Here is a 19077-nt window from a genome sequence, read left to right as displayed (position 1 = left end):
CAAACCGTAACACAAGGGGCGCCCGCGGCAATCCCGGGGCGAGGGGAAGGCATGCCCAGTCTACGCCTGACCGCGGCCGAGGCCACGGTGCGCTTCCTGGCGGCGCAGCAGACCGAGCTCGGCGGACGCATCCTGCCGCTGTTCGGCGGCGTCTGGGCGATCTTCGGGCATGGCAATGTCGCGGGCCTCGGGCCGGCGCTGCACGCGAATCGCCGGGCGCTGCCAACCTATCGCGCGCACAACGAACAGGCCATGGCGCATGCCGCCATCGCCTTCGCCAAGGCGCATGCGCGGCGGCGGATGATGGCCTGCACCAGCTCGATCGGGCCGGGTGCGACCAACATGGTGACGGCGGCGGCGGTGGCGCATGTGAACCGGCTGCCGGTGCTGTTCCTGCCGGGTGACGTCTTCGCCTCCCGCCGGCCCGATCCGGTGCTGCAGCAGGTGGAGGCGTTCGGCGATGCGACGGTCTCGGCGAATGACTGCTTCCGCCCGGTAAGCCGCTTCTTCGACCGCATCATGCGCGCCGAGCAGCTGCTGGTGGCGTTGCCGGCGGCACTGCGCGTGCTGACCGATCCGGCGGAGTGCGGCCCCGTCACCCTCGCCTTCCCGCAGGATGTGCAGACCGAGGCGCTGGACTGGCCCGCCGAGTTCTTCCGCAAGCGGGTCTGGCGCCCGCGCGCGCCGGAGCCGGATGCGGCGGAACTGCGCGAGGCGGCGGCGGCGCTGCGCGCGGCGAAGCGCCCGCTGATCATCGCCGGGGGCGGCGTGAAATACAGCGGCGCGGAGGCGCTGCTCTCCGACTTCGCGCGGCGCCATGGCGTGCCGGTGGCGGAGACGCAGGCGGGCAAGGGCAGCCTCGCCTGGAACGACGCAGCCAATCTCGGCGCCATCGGCGTCACCGGCAGCGCAGCGGCGAATGCGCTGGCGGCACAGGCCGACCTGGTGCTGGCCATCGGCACGCGGCTGCAGGACTTCACCACCGGGTCGCGCGCCTTGTTCGGCAAGGCGAGGCTGGTGGCGCTCAACGTCGTGGCCTTCGATGCCCACAAGCATGGCGCGCAGCCTCTGGTGGCGGATGCCGCGCGCGGCCTGGCGGCGCTCACGACCGCGCTCGGCCGCTGGTCCGCGCCGCGCGCCTGGCACGAGAAGGCCGTTACGGCCACCGCGCGCTGGCATCGCACCGTGGAGCGCGTGACGGCGGCCCCGAAGCCGAAGGCAACCGGCCTGCCGACCGACGCGCAGGTGCTCGGCGCGGTCAACCGTGCGATGCCGAAGGACGGTATCGTGGTCTGTGCCGCCGGCGGTCTGCCGGGCGAGCTGCACAAGCTGTGGCGTGCCACGGATTCGGCTAGCTATCATCTCGAATACGGCTATTCCTGCATGGGCTACGAGATCGCCGGCGGGCTCGGTGCGAAGCTCGCCGCGCCGGCGCGCGAGGTGGTGGTGCTGGTCGGCGACGGCAGCTACCTGATGATGAACAGCGAGATCGCGACCTCGGTCGCGCTCGGCGCCAAACTGACGATCGTGGTGCTCGACAATCGCGGCTTCGGCTGCATCAGCCGCCTGCAATGCGCGACCGGCGGCGAGCCCTTCAACAACCTGCTGCCCGACGCCGCGCCGCAGGTCGATTTCGCCGCGCACGCCGCGGCGCTCGGGGCACAGGCGCAGAAGGTCGCCGGCATCGCCGCGCTGGAGGCCGCGCTGGCGAAGGCGCTGGCGGCGAAGCGAACGCAGGTGCTGGTGATCGACACCGACCCCGCGACCGGCACCGCGGAAGGCGGCGCCTGGTGGGAGGTGCCCGTCACCGCCGCGCCCACGACCCCCGCCCAGGACACCGCCCGGCGCGACTACGAGGCCAACCGCAAGCGCCAGGGCGCAGGAGCATGAGCATGGCCGTCCGCCTCGGGATCAACCCGCTCACCTGGACCAATGACGACATGCCCGAGCTCGGCGCCGAGACGCCGCTCGAGACCTGCCTGGCGGAAGCGAAGCTGGCGGGCTTCGCGGGCGTGGAGCTCGGCAACAAGTTCCCGCGCACCCCGTTGGAGCTGCGGCCGGTCCTGGCGCGGCACGGGCTGGACCTCGTCTCCGGCTGGTACGGCTCCCGCCTGCTGGAGCGCAATGTGGAGGCCGAGTTGGCGGAAGCCGAGCCGCACATCGCGCTGCTGGCCGCGCTCGGCTGCACCGTGATGGTCCATGCCGAGGTGTCCCGCGCCATCCATGGCGAGCGGACCACGCCGCTCTCGCGCCGCCCGATGCTGTCGGACGCCGACTGGGCCGTTCTCGCGCCGCGGATGGCGGAGATGGGACGGCGGCTGAAGGCGCGCGGCCTGCACCTCGCCTACCACCACCACATGGGCACGGTGATCGAATCCGAGGCGGAGGTGGACCGGCTGATGGCGAGCACCGGTCCGGAGGTCGGCCTGCTCTTCGATACCGGCCACCTCACCTTCGCCGGCGGCGATCCGGTTGCGGTGGCGCAGCGCCATGCCGCGCGGATCGTGCACGTGCACTGCAAGGACATCCGCCGCGACATGATGGCGGAGGCGAAAGCGCGCGACCTGCCCTTCCTCGAGGCCGTGCTCGCCGGCGTCTTCACCGTGCCGGGCGATGGCTGCGTGGACTACGCCGCGGCGCTGAAGCCGCTCGCCGCGTCCGGCTATGCGGGCTGGCTGGTGGTGGAGGCGGAGCAGGACCCGGCGAAGGCGCATCCGCTCACCTATGCCCGCATGGGCCATGACAACCTGGCGCACCTCGCGCGTTCTGCCTTCGGATGAGGAGGTGACCCGCCGATGACCGAGCTGCGCCTGCTGGTGCAACTCGCCGGCGAGGCGGCGCTGCTGCTCTGGGGCCTGCACATGGTGCAGAGCGGCGTGGAGCGCGCCTTTGGCGGGAAGTTGCAGGTCCTGCTTGCCACCAGGCTCGGCCGGCCTTCACGCGCCATGCTCGCCGGCCTCGGGGTGACCGCGGCGTTGCAGAGCAGCACCGCGACCGCGCTGATGATCGCCTCCTTCGCCGCGGCGGGCGCGGTGGCGCTGGTGCCGGCGCTGGCGGCGATGCTCGGGGCCAACATCGGCACGGCATTGATCGTGCAGCTGTTGTCCTTCGACGTGGGCTGGCTCTCGCCGCTGCTGATCCTCTCGGGCGTCGTCGCCTTCCGCACCGGCGCGCAGGCGCGTACGCGCGACCTCGGCCGCGTCGCGATCGGGCTCGGGCTGATGCTGCTTGCGCTGCACCTGCTGGTACAGACGCTGGCGCCGGTCGAGGCCTCGCCCATGCTCGGACAGGTGCTGGCGGCGCTGGCGGATGCGCCGGTGCCGAACCTGCTGATCGCCGCCGCCATCGCCTGGGCGGCGCATTCCTCGATCGCCGGCGTGCTGTTCGTCGCGACACTGGCCGGCAGCGGCGTGCTCGGCGCGGAGGCGGCGATCGCGATGGTGGCGGGCGCCAATCTCGGCAGCGCGCTCAACCCGCTGCTGCAATCCGGCGGCCGTGCCGGGCAGCGCGCGCGGCTGCGCCTGCCGCTCGGCAACCTGGTCAACAGGGTGCTCGGCAGCGTGCTGGTGCTGGCCTTCCTGCCTGTGGTCACCGGCTGGATGCAGGCGCTGGATCCGGCGCCGGTTCGCCTGGTGGCCAACGCGCATCTCGCCTTCAACCTGGTGACGAGCCTGCTGGCCTTCCCGCTGCTCCGCCCGCTTGCCTGGGTGCTGGCGCGCACGCTGCCGGAGCGGCCGGAGTTGGACGAGGCGATGCCACGCTACCTCGATGCCGGCGCCGCTTCGATGCCCTCCGTCGCCATGGCGAATGCGCGGCGCGAGGTGCTGCGCATCGCCGATGTGCTGGAGCGGATGCTGGACGCCTCCGCCCGCGCCTTCACCGAGGAGCAGCGCGACTGCGCCAAGGCGCTGGCGACGATGGACGATGTGGTGGACCGGCTGCACCGCGCGGTGCTGGCCTACCTCGCCGCCATTCCCGCCGAGAAGCTGGTGGATGCCGATGCGGAGCGTATCGCCGAGATCCAGGCCTTCGCCATCGCGCTGGAGCATGCCGCCGACGTGCTGAGCCGCGACGTGGCGCGCCACGCCACCAAGCGCCTGCGCCGGGGCGTGACGCTGGCGGCAGAGGACCGGGACGACCTTGCGGCGCTGCATGAGCGACTGCTGGAGGAGCTGCGCCTGGCCGTCGCGGTGTTCATGGTCGAGGACGCCGAGGCCGCGCGCCGCCTGGTGCGGACCAAGGAGAGGATGCGCGTGACCGAGCGCGAGGCGGCGCGCCGCGCCGCCCTCGCCGCGCCGCTCCCGCTCGGCGAGCCGGGCGCAACGCCGGGCCTGGTGCTGGATGCCATCCGCGACCTGCGCCGGGTCGGCGCGCATCTGGCGGCGGTGGCGCATCCGCTGCTGGAGCGCCGTGGCGAGTTGTTGTCCAGCCGGCTCGCGCCGCAGCGTGCGGTGAAGGGCTGATCAACCTTTCACTGCGCCGGCCGTCAGCCCCGCCACGATCCGCCGCTGGAAGATCAGCACCAGCACGATCAGCGGCACCGTCACGATCACCGAGGCCGCCATGATCCGCCCCCAGGGCAGCTCGAAGGCGGAGGCGCCGCTGATCAGCGCGATCGCCACCGGCACCGTGCGCATCTCGTTGGTGAGGGTGAAGGTCAGCGCGAAGAGGAACTCGTTCCACGCCGCGATGAAGGCGAGCAGGCCGGTGGTGGCCAGCGCCGGGCCCATCAGCGGCAGGAAGACACGGATGATGGTCTGCATCGGCGTTGCGCCATCCACCATCGCCGCCTCCTCCAGCTCCCGCGGCAGTTCGCGCATGAAGGTGGTCATCACCCAGACGGTGAAGGGCAGGGTGAAGATCAGGTAGCTCAGCGTCAGGCCCAGCAGGTTGTTGTAGAGGCCAAGCCAGCGGATCAGCTCGAACATGCCCGACAGCACCGCGACCTGCGGGAACATCGAGACCGAGAGGATCACCATCAGCAGCGGCATCCGGCCGCGGAAGCTGACGCGCCCCAGCGCATAGGCGGCGCCCGATGCCAGCACCAGCGAGATCGCCACCACCGATCCCGCGACGAAGACGGAGTTCAGGATGTTGCGGCCGAAGGGCTGCTGGCGGAACAGCGCGACGTAGTTCCCCAGATCCGCGTCGCGCGGCCAGAGCTCCGTGCCGAACAGCGCCTGCCCGTCCTTCAGCGAGGACACGACCGCCCAGTAGAAGGGGAACACCGTGTACAGCACGATCACCGCGACCACGAGCCACAGGCCGAGGCGGCCCAGCATGCGTTGCATCCCGCGCGACATCGCCCTCAGCTCCCGGTGCTGTCGAAGCGGACGCGGCCGGCGGTGATGATCAGCGCGGCGCAGGCCGCCACCACCAGCACCAGGAAGGTGGCGGCGGCAGAGCCCATGCCGACATCCTGGAAATCCACCAGCTGCTGCCGCGCATAGACCGACATGGAGGCGGTGGACGGGCTGTTGCCCGTCAGCACGTACATCAGGTCGAAGACGCGCAGCGCGTCCAGCGCGCGGAACAGCACCGCCACCATCAGCCCGGGCCGGATCAACGGCAGCGTCATGCGGAAGAAGATGCCGACCGGGCCAAGGCCGTCGATCCGCGCCGCCTCGTAGACGTCGTTGGGCACCAGCTGCAGCGCGGCGAGGATGAGCAGCGCCATGAAGGGCGTGGTCTTCCAGACATCCACAGCCACCACCGACCACAGCGCGAGCGAGGGATCCGCCACCCAGGCCCAGGGCTGCGCGATGATGCCGAGCGAGAGCAGCACCGCGTTGATCACGCCGTACTGGTCGTGCAGCATCCAGCCCCACATCTGCGCCGAGACGACGGTCGGGATCGCCCAGGGGATCAGCATCGCCGCCCGCAGCGGGCCGCGGCCGCGCAGCTTCGCATTCAGCGTCAGCGCGATGATCAGGCCGAGCACCGTCTCGATGGAGACGGAGACGGTGGCGAAGAGCAGCGTGTTCCGCACCGCCCGCCACCAATCCGGATCGGTCGCCAGCAGCTCGAAATTCAGCAGGCCGAGGAACTCGTGGCCGGCGAGGTCGAACAGCGTCGCGTCGGTGAAGGCGAAGTAGATGGTGCGCAGCAGTGGCCAGCCGGCTACCAGCGCCAGCACCACCAGCATGGGTGAAAGGAACAGCCAGGCCGCGCGGCGCCGCCGCCGCTGCATGCCCGAAACGCTGCGGCGAATGCGGGGCCGGCGCACGGGCGCCGTGGCGCCCGCGCCCGCCTCGCCTGCGGCGCTCACCAGCGGCCGGCCCGTCCGATCCGCGTGAGCTGCCGCTCCAGGCGATCCAGCGCCTCGGCCGGTTCCGACTGGCCGGAAAGCACGGCATGCACCGCGGCGGCGAACTCGGCCGAGACGCGGTTGTAGCGCGCGCCCGTCACGCCGGAGGGGCGCGCCACGGCGCTGCGCAGCGTGGGCACCAGATCCCGGAAGAACGGGTTGGGCGCCAGCACCTCCTCATCCTCGTAGAGGGCCACGATGCTCGGCGTGAAGGCGCCGGCGATCGCGCGGCGCTTCTGCTCCTCGCGGCTCGTCAGGTAGCGCACCAGATCGACCGCCTGCTCGGGATGCGCCGTGTAGCGCGACACGGCAAGCTGCTCCCCACCGAGCCCCGCAGCATGCACGCCACCCTGCACTGCGCCCCGCGGCAGCACCGCGACGCCCACCTTGCCGCGCACCGGGCTGTCCTCGGCGTTCAGCAGCGGCCAGGCATAGGGCCAGTTGCGCATGAAGACGGCGTTGCCGGACTGGAACACGCCGCGCGATTCCTCCTCGGCGTAGTTCAGCACGCCGAGCGGCGTGATACGCTCGATCCAGGACCGCGCCAGCGTGAGCGCCTGCACGGCGCGCGGATTGTCCACCGAGACGCTGCCATCGGGTTCCACGATGCGCCCGGCATTGTGGCTGGCGAGCCACTCGATGCCGTTCACCGTCAGCCCCTCATAGGCGCGGCCCTGGAAGACATGACCCCACATCCGATCATTGCCGGCGGCGCGTTCGGCCTGCATCACGCGCCCGGCGGTCTCGGTCAGCTGCTGCCAGGTCTCCGGCACCTCGGCGCCGTGCTGCTCCAGCAGGTCGCGACGGTAGTAGAGCAGGCCGGCGCTGACGAACCACGGGATGGCGACCAGCTTTCCATCCACCGTGTTGTTGCGCACCACCTCCTCAAAATGGCCGGAGACGTCGATCTTGCCGCTGAGGTCGAGCAGGTGGCTCGCCAGGATGCCGGGCCAGACCACGTCCACCTGGAACACGTCGATATCCGGTGAGCGCGCAGCGAGCAGCTGCTGATAAAGCGCCAGGCGCTCCGTCCCGCTGTTCGGCGTGGAGACCAGGCGCACCTGGTTGCCGGTGCGCTGCGCCCAGGCCTCCGCACCCTCGCGGCACAGCCGCGCCTCGATGCCGAGCGCGCTGCAGGAGATGGAGATGGTGACCTGGGCGGCGGCGCGCATGGGCGTGAGCCACGCGCCGGCAAGCGTGCAGGACACCAGCGCCGCCAGCAGAGCTTTCCGCATGCATCTTCTCCCTTGCGCTCCCGCGTTGAACGGGTGGCGGAAGCGGAACGCCATGACCAGCCAAGGGCTGAACGCCGCACGCGTTCGTGATGCCGCACCGCCAGCTGGATGGGCGCGTCAGGCGCGGTGGATCATGCGCCCTGCGTCATGTGCCGTACTGGGCCTCGCTCACCGGCTCCAGCCACTCGGCGGTCTGGCCGTCGAGCCTCTCCTGGATTGCGATATGCGTCATGCCGGTGGTGGCGGTCGCGCCGTGCCAGTGCTTCTCGCCCGGCGGGAACCAGACGACGTCGCCGGGCCGGATCTCCTCGACCGGCCCGCCCTCGCGCTGCGCCCAGCCGAGGCCGGCGGTGACGATCACGGTCTGGCCGAGCGGATGGGTGTGCCACGCCGTGCGGGCGCCCGGCTCGAAGGTGACGCTGACGGCGACGATTCGCGCCGGATCGGGCGCCTCGACCAGCGGATCGAGGCGGACATGGCCGGTGAAGTACTCCGCCGGGGCCTTCGCGGAAGGCCGTGAGCCGGCTCGCCTGATGTCCATGCGATGTCTCCTCCGCTGCGACGCGACGCGGCGCGCCGGCAGGTCAGACCGCCGTGCCGCCGATGGTGAGCCCGGTCATCTTCAGCGTCGGCTGGCCGACACCCACCGGCACGCCCTGACCCTGCTTGCCGCAGGTGCCGATGCCGGGGTCGAGCGCCATGTCGTTGCCGACCATCGCCACCTTGGTCAGCGCGTCCGGCCCGTTGCCGATCAGCGTCGCGCCCTTCACCGGTGCGCCGAGCTTCCCATCCTCGATCAGGTAGGCCTCGCTGGCGCTGAACACGAACTTGCCGGAGGTGATGTCCACCTGCCCGCCGCCGAAATTCACCGCATAGATGCCGCGCTTGACGCTGGCGATGATCTCGCCCGGCTCATGCGCGCCGCCGAGCATCACGGTGTTGGTCATGCGCGGCATCGGGATGTGCGCGTGGCTCTGGCGCCGCCCGTTGCCGGTGGGCTGCACGCCCATCAGGCGCGCATTCTGCCGGTCCTGCAGGAAGCCGACCAGGATGCCGTCCTCGATCAGCACGTTGCGGGCGGAAGGCGTGCCCTCGTCATCCACGGTGAGCGAGCCGCGGCGGTCGGGGATGGTGCCGTCATCCACAACGGTCACGCCGGGCGAGGCGATGCGGCTTCCGAGCAGGCCGGCAAAGGCCGACGTCTTCTTCCGGTTGAAGTCGCCCTCCAGCCCATGGCCGATCGCCTCGTGCAGCAGGATCCCGGGCCAGCCGGCGCCGAGCACCACCTCCATCTCGCCGGCCGGCGCGGGCACCGCCTCGAGGTTGACGAGCGCCTGGCGCAGCGCCTCGTCGGCCGCGGCCTTCCAATTCGCCTCGCCCAGCACGCGGTCATAGGCGAAGCGGCCGCCGGCGCCGAAGCTGCCGGTCTCGCGCCGGCCATTCGCCTCCACCACCACGGTGACGTTCATCCGCACCAGCGGGCGGAGATCGGCGACGCGGCGGCCATCGGGGCGCAGGATCTGCACCGCCTGCCACTCGCCGGAGATGCTCGCCATCACCTGCTTGACGCGCGGGTCCTTGGCGCGGGCATAGGCGTCGATCTCGGCCAGCAGCGCGGTCTTGGCGCTGAATTCCATGGCGTTGAGCGGGTTCAGGTCGGAGTAGAGCCGCGCATTGGTGGCGCGCGGCGCGACGTCCAGCGTGCCGGAATGGCCGGCGGCCACCGCCTTCACCGTCTCCGCGGCGCGCGCCAGCGCGGCCTCGCTCAGTTCGGCGGCATGTGCGTAGCCTGCGGCCTCCCCGGCCACGCTGCGCAGGCCGAAGCCGCGCGTCGCGTCGAAGGAGGCGCTGCGGATGCGGCCATCCTCCATGCTGATCGCCTCGCTTTCGCGATGCTCCAGGAACAGCTCTCCATCCTCGGCGCCCTGCGCGGCCTCGGCGGCGAAGCGTTCCGCGGCGGCACGGTCAAGGGTGGAGAAAAACAGGGTGTCGGTGGCGGTGAGCGCGTCGGTCACAGCGTGGATCCTCGGCAGGAAACAGGGTTCAGGCCGGCAGCGTGCCGGCGGCAACGGGCACCGCTTCGGGCGCGGCGATCAGCCGTTCGGGTGGGAAGCGAAGCACGGCCACGGTGCCCGGCCCCTCGCCCAGCTTCTCGCCCGGCTCCTGGGGCGCATCGAGCGTCAGCGTGCCCCCGAGTGCAACGGCCAGGCTGCGCGCGAGATGCAGGCCGAGGCCCGATCCCTGGAAACGGCGCGCAAGCGAACTGTCCAGCTGCGTGAAGGGCTCGAACATCCGCTCACGCTCGGTGGGCGGGATGCCGATGCCGGTATCGGCGACCCGGATGGCGAGCCCCTCCTCCCCGACGGCGGCGGAGACCGTGATGGATCCGCCGGCCGGGGTGAACTTCACCGCGTTGGACAGCAGCTTCTCCAGTGCCTGCCGCAGCCGCCGCGCGTCGCCGCGCAGTTGTGGCAGGCGCGGTGGCAGCTCGGTGCGCAGTGTCAGGCCGGCCTCGGTGGCGGCCGGCGCGAAGGCCTCGGCGACGGCGGCGATCACCGCGGCGGGCGCCACCGGCTCCGTCGCCGCGGCCAGGCGGCCGGTGTCGCTGCGCGCCACATCGAGGATGTCGTCCACCAGGCGCAGCAGCTGCCGCCCGGCGGCGTTGATCATCGCCGCGTATTCCTCGGTACGGGGGCGGTCGGGATCCAGCCCGATCGCCTCCGACAGGCCGATCACCGCATTGAGCGGCGTGCGCAGCTCATGGCTCATGGTGGCGAGGAAGCGGGACTTGGCCTCGGAGGCGGCCTCCGCCTGGGCGCGCGCGCGCTCCAGCTCGGCGCGGATGGTGCGCTCCTCCGTGACGTCGGAATAGGTGATGACGAAGCCGCCATCGGGCGTCGGCTCGGAGACGGTGTCGAGCACGCGCCCATCGGTGCGCCAGCGGGTGTATCGTTGCGGCCGGCTGCGATCCATCGCCTTCATCGCGGCGGCCTGCGGCGGGTCGATCTGGCCGCGCGCCACCTGCTCGTCCACCAGCTCGTCCATCAGCCGCCCGGTCATCGGCCGGTCGGGCGGCATGCCGGTCAACTCGTAGGTCTTGGCATTGGTCGCGAGCGCGCGGCGATCGGGGCCGTAGAGGACGATCCCGTGGCGGATCGTGCCGAGCATCGCCGCCTGCATCGCCGCGCGCTGGCGCAGCGCCGCCTCCGCGCGGTGCAGCGCGGTGACGTCGGCGAAGGTGACGACGAAGCCGCCATCCGCGGTCGGATCTGAGAGGATCTCGACCACCCGGCCGTCCGAGTCGCGTACGAAGCGATGTGGCTTGCTGCGGTCCACCGCCTTCGCGACCTCGCCGCGCGCGGGTGTCAGCACGCCATGGGCAACCTGCTCGTCCACCAGCTCATCGAACAGCCGGCCGGGCAGGTAGCGCTCCTTCGGCACGCCGGTCAGTGCCGGGGTGCGATCGTTCGCGGCCAGCAGGCGGCGGTCGGGACCGAAGATCGCGATGCCGTGGCGCATGGAGGCGAAGCTCGCCTCCAGCATGGCGGCGCGTCGGCGCAGCTCCTCCTCGGCGCGGTGCAGCCGCGTGATATCGCTGAGCACCGCGATGTGGCCGCCATCCGGCAGCCGCCCGGCTCGGGTGACGATGGCGGTGCCGTCCTTGCGGATGCGGCGGATCGGTTCCGCCGCGCCGGCCGCCGGGCCGTGATGCCGACGCACCAGCGCCTCGGCGATCTCGGGCGCCTGCTCGCCCATTGCGATGTGGCGATCCGCGAGCTCCTCGAAGCTTTCGCCGATGCGGATCGCGGCGTCGCCGAGCAGCCGGCGATAGGCGGGGTTGGTCATGCGCGCCCGCCTGTCGGGGCCGTACACCACGACGCCTTCGGGCAATGCGTCCAGCACGGCGTCGAGCAGCTCGGCCCGCTCCCGCGCCGCCTCCTCCGCGTGGTGCAGAGCGGTGACGTCGGTGACCACGGAGATGTGGCCACCATCGGGCAGCTTCGCGGTGCGGATGGAAATCACGGTGCCGTTGGGCCGGCGGCGCACCACCTCCTCGCTGCGGCCGGTGGGGACATGGCTGCGCGCCATCGTGATGGCGGCATAGTCGGCGTCGAACTCGCCCTCGGCGATGCGGCGCGCCACCACCAGGTCGATGTGGTCGCCGACCGCGATCTCCGCGCCCTGCATGATGCGGCGATAGGCCTCGTTGAACATGGCGACGCGGCGGTCGGCGCCGTAGACGCAGACGCCGTGCGGCATCGCGTCCACCACGCCGTCGAGCAGCGCCGCACGCTGGCGGGCTGCCTCCTCCGCCCGGTGCAGCGCGGTGACATCGGTGAACACCGAGATGACGCCGCCATCCGGCAGCGCCGCCATGCTGTTCTCGATCGCCATGCCATTCGGGCGCACCCGGCGCATGACCGGCAAGTCGGCGGCACCGGGTGCGAAGCGGGCGCGGATGCGTGCGACGGTGGCCTCGTCGTATTCGCCCTGCGCCAGGCGGCGGGCGAGTACCGCCTCCAGCGTCTCGCCTCGCGTGACGCCGACGCCGTCCATCATCTGTGCATAGGCGCGGTTGAACATCTGCACCCGGCGATCGGGGCCGTAGACGCAGACGCCGTGCGGCAGCGCATCCAGCACGCCGTCGAGCAGGGCGGCGCGGCGCCGCGCCTCGTCCTCGGCGCGCTTCAAGGCGGTGACGTCGGCAACCTCGGTGAGGAAGCCGCCATCGGCGGTTGGCTGGCTGTCGAAGCGCAGCACCGTGCCGGTCGGGCGCTGGCGCTGGCGGCTGACCGGCCGATCGCGGTTGCCGGCGACGCGCGCGGCGCTTTCCGCCGCCGTGCCGGGCGTCGCGAACTCGCCGCGCGCATCCAGCAGCTCGAACACCTCCTGCAGGGTCATGCCGGGCCGCAGCGTGCCCCCGGGCAGGCCGAGCAGCGCCTCGTAGGCCGGGTTGAACAGCGCGATGTGCAGCTCGGCATCCATCCGCAGCACGCCGCCGCGCAGCCCGAAGAGCGTCGTCTCCAGCAGCCTGGCGCGCGCCGCCTGCTCCTCCCGCCCGCGGACCAGGGCGGTGACGTCGTGCGCGACATTGACGAAGCCGCCGCCATCGAGCGGCACGGACATCGTCTCGAAGCTGCGGGAGCCGTCAGGCAGGCCGATCTGGCGTCGGCTCGGGCGGCTGCGGTCCAGCGCGAGAACGGCGGCCACCTGCGCCTCGGGGTCGCCGGCGCCGTAGAGGCCGCGATAGGCGAGCAGCCGCACCAGGTCGCGCAGCGGGCTACCGACCGGGCACGCCGCACGCTCCACGCCCGCGTCGCGCCAGAAGGCGGAGTTGGCGTAGGCGAGGCGCCCGGCCTCATCCACCACGCTCACCGCCTGCGGCAGTGCGTCGAGTACGCGCAGCTCGATCGGGGCGGCACTCATGCGGCGCGGGCAGCCGGCGGCGCGGGGCGCAGCGCGTGCAGCGCCAGCAAGGCCGCGGTGAGCACCAGCACCGCGGTGGCCTGGTGCAGCGTGCCGAGCGAGACCGGCACCACCCAGAGCAGCGTCGCGACGCCGAGCGCGTATTGCAGCGCGACCGTGGCGCCGAGCCCGAACACGGCGTGGCGTGCCCGGCCGGGCGGCAGGCGCCGCCAGGCGGCCCACACCGCGCCGGCCGCCGTCAGCGCCGCCAGCGTGGCCAGCAGCCGGTGGTTGAACTGCACGGCGAGCAGATTGGCGGTCAGGTTCCGCCACCAGGGATCGAGCGCGAGCAGTCCGCCGGGAAACAGCGCGCCATCCATCAACGGGAAGGTGTTCCATGTGAACCCGGCGCGCGTGCCGGCGACGAAGCCGCCGGCCAGCATCGCCGCCGCCACGCACCAGGCGGTGACCTGGACCATCCGCCGCACCGGGCGCGCGGCGGCGGGTGCTTCCGGTTCCGGGCGCAGCAGGCCGAGCGCGGTCCACAACAGGGCCGCGTAGATAACCAGTGCCAGGCCGAGATGGATCACCAGCCGGTACGGCGAGACCTCGGTGCGGTCGGAGTCGAAGCCGGAGGCGACCATGTACCACCCGATCGCCCCCTGCAGCCCGCCGAGCGCCAGCAGGCCGAGCAGCCGCGGCTTGTATCCCGCCGGGATGCGACCGCGCAGCCAGAACCAGAGGAAGCCGGCGAGATAGGCCAGCCCGATCAGCCGGCCCCATTGCCGGTGGATCCATTCCAGCCAGAAGATCTCCTTGAAGCCCTCCAGCCCGAACCCCTGGTTGACCAGGGCGTATTGCGGGATCGTGCGATAGAGTTCGTAGAGGCGGGTCCATTCCGCTTCGGTCAGCGGCGGCAATGCGCCGGAGAGCGGCGCCCATTCCATGATCGAGAGGCCCGAGCCGGTCAGCCGTGTGGCGCCGCCGATCGCCACCATGATCCAGACCAGGCCGGCAACGCCCAGCAGCCAGCGCGCCACGGCGCGGGCATCGCGCCGGACCGTGGGCTCGGCCTTGGGCGGGGGCAGGGAGCGGGCGTCGAACGGCATGAAACTATAATAGGGATAGGTTGTGCGCTCGCCCACACCTTCGCCCCACCTTGGCTCCCTGTTCGTGGGGAATGGCGGCGCTGCTTGCCGCGCGGGCAGCCCCCTGCTACCCCGCCCTCCATGGCCCCAGACCTTGCACCGGGGCCGGACCGGCCTGCTTCCGGCGCCGCTCCGGTGCCCGTCGGGAACCGCTCCGCCGATCCGGCGCCGAGCGACCTTGACGCCAGCGCGCCGGCCGACCCGCTGCTCTCGGTGGTCATCCCGATGCGCAACGAGGGGCCGAACGTGCTGCCTCTGCTGGCCGAGATCGACGCAGCGCTGGCCGGCACACGCTATGAGGTGGTCTGCGTGGATGACGGCTCCTCCGACGATACCGCGTTGCGGCTGGCGGAGGCGATGGGCCGCTTCCCGCTGGTGGCATTGCGGCATGCCGCCTCCTGCGGGCAGTCGGCGGCGGTGGTGAGCGGCGTGCGGGCGGCGCGCGCCGGCTGGATCGCCACGCTCGACGGTGACGGCCAGAACGATCCCGCGGACATTCCCCGGCTCTGGGCGCGGGCGCGGTCGGAAGCGGCGGGCGGCGACGGCGTGCTGGTGGCCGGGCACCGCATCAGCCGCAAGGACAGCGGCGTGAAGCGGGTGACCAGCCGGGTCGCCAACAAGGTGCGGGCACGGCTGCTGGGCGATGCGACGCCCGATACCGGCTGCGGCCTGAAGGTGTTCCCACGCGCGCTGTTCCTCGATCTGCCGCGCTTCGACCACATGCACCGCTACCTTCCGGCGCTGGTGCTGCGCCAGGGCGGGCGGGTGGTGAGCGAGGCGGTGAACCATCGCCCCCGCATCCGCGGCGTGTCGAAGTACGGCACGCTGGACCGGCTGGCGGTGAGCATCGCCGACATGCTCGGCTTGATCTGGCTGCAGCGGCGCTGGAAGCGCCCCGTCGCGGAGCGGCTCATCCAGGGCGCCACCGAGCCGCGGCTGGCGCCGCCGCGCTGACCGCGGATGGCGGACGCGGTGGAGCGCGGCCCCCGGTGGGCGCTGCTGAAGTTGCTGCTGCTGGCTGCGGGCCTGCTGGCCTCCGGCGTGCTGCTGCGCGAGCTCGGCGGGGTGCCCGGCACCGCCTGGGTGGACGCCTCCATCCGCGACGAGGGGCTCTGGGGCGAGGTGGTCTTCACCGCGGTCGGCGCGGCGCTGACCGCGGCGGGACTGCCGCGGCAGGGGGTGGCCTTCCTGGGCGGCTATGCCTTCGGGACCGTGCTCGGCACCGCGCTCGGGCTGGCGGCGCAGTTGCTGGGGTGCGCCGCGGCCTATGGCTGGGCGCGGATGCTTGGGCGGGATTGGGCGGAGCGGCGGCTGCGAGGCAGGTTCGGGCATAGGCTGCGGCCATTGCGCGACGTGCTGGCCGGCAGCCCCTTCGAGGCGACATTGGCGCTGCGCCTGCTGCCGGTCGGCAACAATCTGGCGCTGAACCTGCTGGCGGGGATGGCGGGGCTGCGGCTGGTGCCGTTCCTGCTGGGCTCTGCCCTCGGCTACCTGCCGCAGACGCTGGTCTTCGCGCTGCTCGGCAAGGGGGTACGGGTGGAGGGGGCGTGGCAGCTGGTGCTGGCGGGCGTGCTGCTCGCGGCTTCGGTAGCGATCAGTGTGTGGCTGCTACGCCGCCACCGGGCGGCGCGCGCGCTGGAGAGCAGCGAGGGAGCGTAACGGGCCGCGCCCCGGCGCGTCGGCGGTGCCGATGCGCGCCGAGGCGCGGCGTTGCGGGCGTCGGCCTACTGGGCCGGTGCGGGTGCCGGAGCCGGGGCGGCGGGCGGGGGCGCTACGCCCGCCGGAGGCGGGGGTGCCACGGCGGCGGGGGGAACGGTCGCAGGTGCCGTCGGGGACACGGTTTCGGTGGTGGGCCAGAGCCACCAGATCAGCAGCGCCACCACGATGATCGCGAAGATCGCCCAGACCCAGCTGGACCGGCGGCGGTAATAGGGCGTGGTCGCGGGATACGCACCTGACTTTGCGGGATCGTAGGGTTCGCCTTTGGTCGCCATGCAAGCCTCCTGATCACTGCCGCGGTGTGGGCAGTCGTTGGCATGCAAGGCGAACGCGGCGATGCGCGGAGGGATGCCGATGCGGATGCGGAACCGGTCGGCCGGGCGCCCAAGCCGCCATGGCCCGGGCGTGGCGGCTGGCGCGCGACCTAATGCAGGGTGAACTGGCCCCCGGCATAGCGCAGCTCCGCCGGCCGGGTCAGCGCGGCGGAGGCGACGCGGACGGAATGCAGCGGCGCCTCGATCTCACGGCGCCAGAAATCGAGGAAGCGGGCGAGCTCCGGAAAGCCGGGCGCCAGATCGTGCTTCTGCCAGATGAAGCTCTGCAGCAGGCCCGGATGGTCCGGCATGTGGTAGAGCAACTCGGCCGTGGTCAGCCGCCAGTCGGCGTAGAGGGGATAGCGGGCGAGACCCTGGAGACCACTGAGATCCATCTTGCTCCTGTCCTCTGATCCTGTCGCGTCCGGCTTGCGCCGTGCTGTTCCTTCCTTGTTCCCATCGTGGCTGCGTCCCGCGCCTTGACGGGGTGGGAATCATGGCATGACGGACAGGGGGCAATGCAAGAAAAACGTGCGGGTTCAATGCATTAGCACTCGCACACCGAGAGTGCTGCCGCCGCTTGACCGCGGGCTGGCTCTGGCCTAGATCTCTGGCACTCCTCTGGGGGGAGTGCTAGCGGGCGCCGGAATGGGCCTGGTGGCGGTGGGTCCGGGCGGCGGTGGTGCCGTGCGCGCGGCCCGCGTATCTCCGGAAGAGCTTGCCACTCAATTGGAAGCAGTCAGGAGAGGATTGTATGAAGTTCCGTCCCCTGCACGACCGCGTTCTCGTTCGCCGCGTGACGGCCGAAGAGAAGACCGCGGGAGGCATCATCATCCCCGACACCGCCAAGGAAAAGCCGCAGGAAGGCGAGGTCATCGCCGTCGGCTCCGGCACGCTGAACGACAAGGGCGAGCTGCGCGCGCTCGACGTGAAGGCGGGCGACCGCATCCTGTTCGGCAAGTGGTCGGGCACCGAGGTGAAGCTCGATGGTGAGGAGCTCCTGATCATGAAGGAGTCCGACATCATGGGGATCCTCGAGAACCCTTCCGTCGCGAAGGCGGCCTGAGGTCCGGCTCCAGGCCAAGGCTTCGGCTGATCTCGAACCCAACCTCGACATAAGGAACGGAAGAACATGGCTGCAAAGGACGTGAAGTTCGGCGCCAGCGCGCGTGAGCGGATGCTCCGCGGCGTTGACATCCTCGCCGACGCGGTGAAGGTCACGCTCGGCCCGAAGGGCCGCAACGTGGTGCTCGACAAGAGCTTCGGCGCGCCGCGGATCACCAAGGACGGCGTAACCGTCGCCAAGGAGATCGAGCTGGCCGACAAGTTCGAGAACATGGGCGCCCAGATGGTGCGCGAAGTGGCCTCGAAGACCAACGACATCGCTGGCGACGGCACCACCACCGCGACCGTGCTGGCCCAGGCCATCGTCCGCGAGGGCGCCAAGGCCGTGGCCGCCGGCATGAACCCGATGGACCTCAAGCGCGGCGTGGACAAGGCCGTGGCCGAGGTGGTGAAGTACCTCGAGGCCAACACCAAGAAGATCACGACCTCCGCCGAGGTCGCCCAGGTCGGCACGCTGTCGGCCAACGGCGAGTCCGAGATTGGCGAGATGATCGCCAAGGCGATGGAGAAGGTCGGCAACGAGGGCGTCATCACGGTCGAGGAAGCCAAGAGCATCCAGACCGAGCTCGACGTCGTCGAGGGCATGCAGTTCGACCGCGGCTACGTCTCCCCGTATTTCATCACGAATGCGGAGAAGATGATCGCCGAGATGGACAACCCCTACATCCTCATCTTCGAGAAGAAGCTGTCGGGCCTGCAGCCCATGCTTCCGCTGCTCGAGGCGGTGGTGCAGTCGGGCCGTCCGCTGGTGATCGTGGCCGAGGACGTCGAGGGCGAGGCTCTGGCCACGCTCGTCGTCAACAAGCTGCGCGGCGGCCTGAAGGTCGCGGCGGTGAAGGCGCCGGGCTTCGGTGATCGCCGCAAGGCGATGCTCGAGGACATCGCGATCCTCACCGGCGGCCAGGTGATCTCCGAGGATCTCGGCATCAAGCTCGAGAACGTCACCCTCAACATGCTGGGCAAGGCGAAGACCGTCCGCATCGAGAAGGAGAACACCACGATCGTCGACGGCGCCGGCTCCAAGGAGGAGATCCAGGGCCGCTGCGAGCAGATCAAGGCGCAGATCGAGGAGACCACCTCGGACTACGACCGCGAGAAGCTGCAGGAGCGCCTGGCGAAGCTCGCGGGCGGCGTGGCGGTGATCCGCGTGGGCGGCTCCACCGAGGTCGAGGTGAAGGAGCGCAAGGACCGCGTCGACGACGCGCTGCATGCGACCCGCGCCGCGGTCGAGGAAGGCATCGTGCCGGGCGGCGGCGTTGCGCTGCTGCGCGCCTCCACGAAGCTCGGCGGCCTCAAGGGCACCAACAACGACGAGCAGGTCGGCATCGAGATCGTGCGCCGCGCGATCCAGGCGCCGCTGAAGCAGATCGCCGAGAACGCCGGCAAGGACGGCGCGGTCGTGGCGGGTGAGATCCTCCGCAACGACGGTGCGTCCTACGGCTACGACGCGCAGAAGGACGAGTACAAGGACTTGGTCGAGGCCGGCATCATCGACCCGACCAAGGTCGTGCGTACGGCACTGCAGGATGCGGCTTCGGTCGCTTCGCTGCTGATCACCACCGAGGCGATGGTCGCCGAGCGCCCCGAGCGCAAGTCGGCCCCGGCCGGCGGTGGCGGCGGCGACATGGGCGGCATGGGCGGCATGGACTTCTGATCCAACTCGGATCGGAGTGCGTGAGGGGGGGCGGGCCGCAAGGCCCGCCCCTTCTGCGTTGGGTCGCGTGCGGAGCGAGATTTCGGCACGGCTGACAAATGCGTGACCATCAAGCTCAGGCTTTGACCTTGCCGCGCGCGGGCGCGCATCGTGAACAGGCCCTCGCGTT

Annotated in this window: 15 protein-coding genes; 7 read left to right on the top strand and 8 right to left on the bottom strand. The window is 71.4% G+C overall.

Annotation, left to right across the window (positions count from 1 at the left end; genetic code table 11):
- Positions 1-51: 51 nt before the first annotated feature.
- From iolD to ACESM1_RS01140, 3 genes are read left to right on the top strand one after another with little or no spacing between them, the layout of a single operon-like run.
- On the top strand, positions 52-1890 hold the full coding sequence (gene iolD / locus ACESM1_RS01150) for a 3D-(3,5/4)-trihydroxycyclohexane-1,2-dione acylhydrolase (decyclizing) (protein ID WP_372616939.1): 1839 nt from the start codon (positions 52-54) through the stop codon (positions 1888-1890).
- 2 nt (positions 1891-1892) lie between these two features.
- Positions 1893-2780 (top strand): myo-inosose-2 dehydratase, encoded by an 888-nt coding sequence (iolE, locus tag ACESM1_RS01145; protein ID WP_372616938.1) that lies wholly within the window; start codon positions 1893-1895, stop codon positions 2778-2780.
- 15 nt (positions 2781-2795) lie between these two features.
- Positions 2796-4463, top strand: a complete 1668-nt coding sequence (locus ACESM1_RS01140; protein WP_372616937.1) for a Na/Pi cotransporter family protein — start codon at positions 2796-2798, stop codon at positions 4461-4463.
- On the opposite strand, the gene ACESM1_RS01135 is transcribed toward ACESM1_RS01140, so the two are convergent.
- The 7 genes from ACESM1_RS01135 to ACESM1_RS01105 all read right to left on the bottom strand — a co-directional run bounded on the left by ACESM1_RS01135 (position 4464) and on the right by ACESM1_RS01105 (position 14093).
- Positions 4464-5282 carry a carbohydrate ABC transporter permease gene (locus tag ACESM1_RS01135; protein ID WP_411278354.1) on the bottom strand — a complete coding sequence of 273 codons (819 nt, stop codon included), beginning with the start codon at positions 5280-5282 and terminating at the stop codon, positions 4464-4466.
- A gap of 26 nt (positions 5283-5308) precedes the next feature.
- Positions 5309-6190, bottom strand: coding sequence for a carbohydrate ABC transporter permease (locus ACESM1_RS01130; protein ID WP_372616936.1), 882 nt, complete (start codon positions 6188-6190; stop codon positions 5309-5311).
- Between the two features lie 74 nt (positions 6191-6264).
- A complete protein-coding gene (locus tag ACESM1_RS01125) occupies positions 6265-7542 on the bottom strand; it encodes an ABC transporter substrate-binding protein (RefSeq protein ID WP_372616934.1) in 1278 nt (425 codons plus the stop codon).
- Between the two features lie 145 nt (positions 7543-7687).
- Positions 7688-8083: a cupin domain-containing protein gene (locus ACESM1_RS01120; RefSeq protein WP_372616932.1), complete on the bottom strand. Its 396-nt coding sequence runs from the start codon at positions 8081-8083 to the stop codon at positions 7688-7690.
- A gap of 43 nt (positions 8084-8126) precedes the next feature.
- Positions 8127-9566 carry a metalloprotease TldD gene (gene tldD / locus ACESM1_RS01115; protein ID WP_372617317.1) on the bottom strand — a complete coding sequence of 480 codons (1440 nt, stop codon included), beginning with the start codon at positions 9564-9566 and terminating at the stop codon, positions 8127-8129.
- Positions 9567-9585: 19 nt separating this feature from the next.
- The gene (locus tag ACESM1_RS01110) at positions 9586-12969 is read right to left on the bottom strand and encodes a PAS-domain containing protein (protein ID WP_372616930.1); all 3384 of its coding nucleotides are present in this window, start codon (positions 12967-12969) and stop codon (positions 9586-9588) included.
- Positions 12966-14093, bottom strand: coding sequence for a COX15/CtaA family protein (locus ACESM1_RS01105; protein ID WP_372616928.1), 1128 nt, complete (start codon positions 14091-14093; stop codon positions 12966-12968). The genes ACESM1_RS01110 and ACESM1_RS01105 overlap by 4 nt, the downstream gene beginning before the upstream one ends.
- 138 nt (positions 14094-14231) lie before the next feature.
- Here ACESM1_RS01105 and ACESM1_RS01100 point away from each other — a divergent pair, with 138 nt between their 5' ends.
- A complete protein-coding gene (locus ACESM1_RS01100; RefSeq protein WP_372616926.1) occupies positions 14232-15050 on the top strand; it encodes a glycosyltransferase in 819 nt (272 codons plus the stop codon).
- A gap of 18 nt (positions 15051-15068) precedes the next feature.
- Complete coding sequence (locus tag ACESM1_RS01095; RefSeq protein WP_372616925.1) at positions 15069-15755, top strand: TVP38/TMEM64 family protein; 687 nt, start codon at positions 15069-15071, stop codon at positions 15753-15755.
- Between the two features lie 484 nt (positions 15756-16239).
- Here ACESM1_RS01095 and ACESM1_RS01090 read toward each other — a convergent pair whose 3' ends face one another.
- Positions 16240-16524: an usg protein gene (locus ACESM1_RS01090; protein ID WP_372616924.1), complete on the bottom strand. Its 285-nt coding sequence runs from the start codon at positions 16522-16524 to the stop codon at positions 16240-16242.
- Between the two features lie 359 nt (positions 16525-16883).
- Between ACESM1_RS01090 and groES the strand changes: the two genes are divergently transcribed.
- On the top strand, positions 16884-17195 hold the full coding sequence (gene groES, locus ACESM1_RS01085; protein ID WP_372616922.1) for a co-chaperone GroES: 312 nt from the start codon (positions 16884-16886) through the stop codon (positions 17193-17195).
- Positions 17196-17261: 66 nt separating this feature from the next.
- Positions 17262-18908 carry a chaperonin GroEL gene (gene groL / locus ACESM1_RS01080; RefSeq protein ID WP_372616921.1) on the top strand — a complete coding sequence of 549 codons (1647 nt, stop codon included), beginning with the start codon at positions 17262-17264 and terminating at the stop codon, positions 18906-18908.
- Positions 18909-19077 lie beyond the last annotated feature (169 nt).

It is taken from the genome of Falsiroseomonas sp., from assembly GCF_041690465.1.
Lineage (GTDB): Bacteria > Pseudomonadota > Alphaproteobacteria > Acetobacterales > Acetobacteraceae > Falsiroseomonas.
Note: the sequence above shows the minus strand (reverse complement) of the source record. Positions and strands in the feature narration are given on the sequence as shown.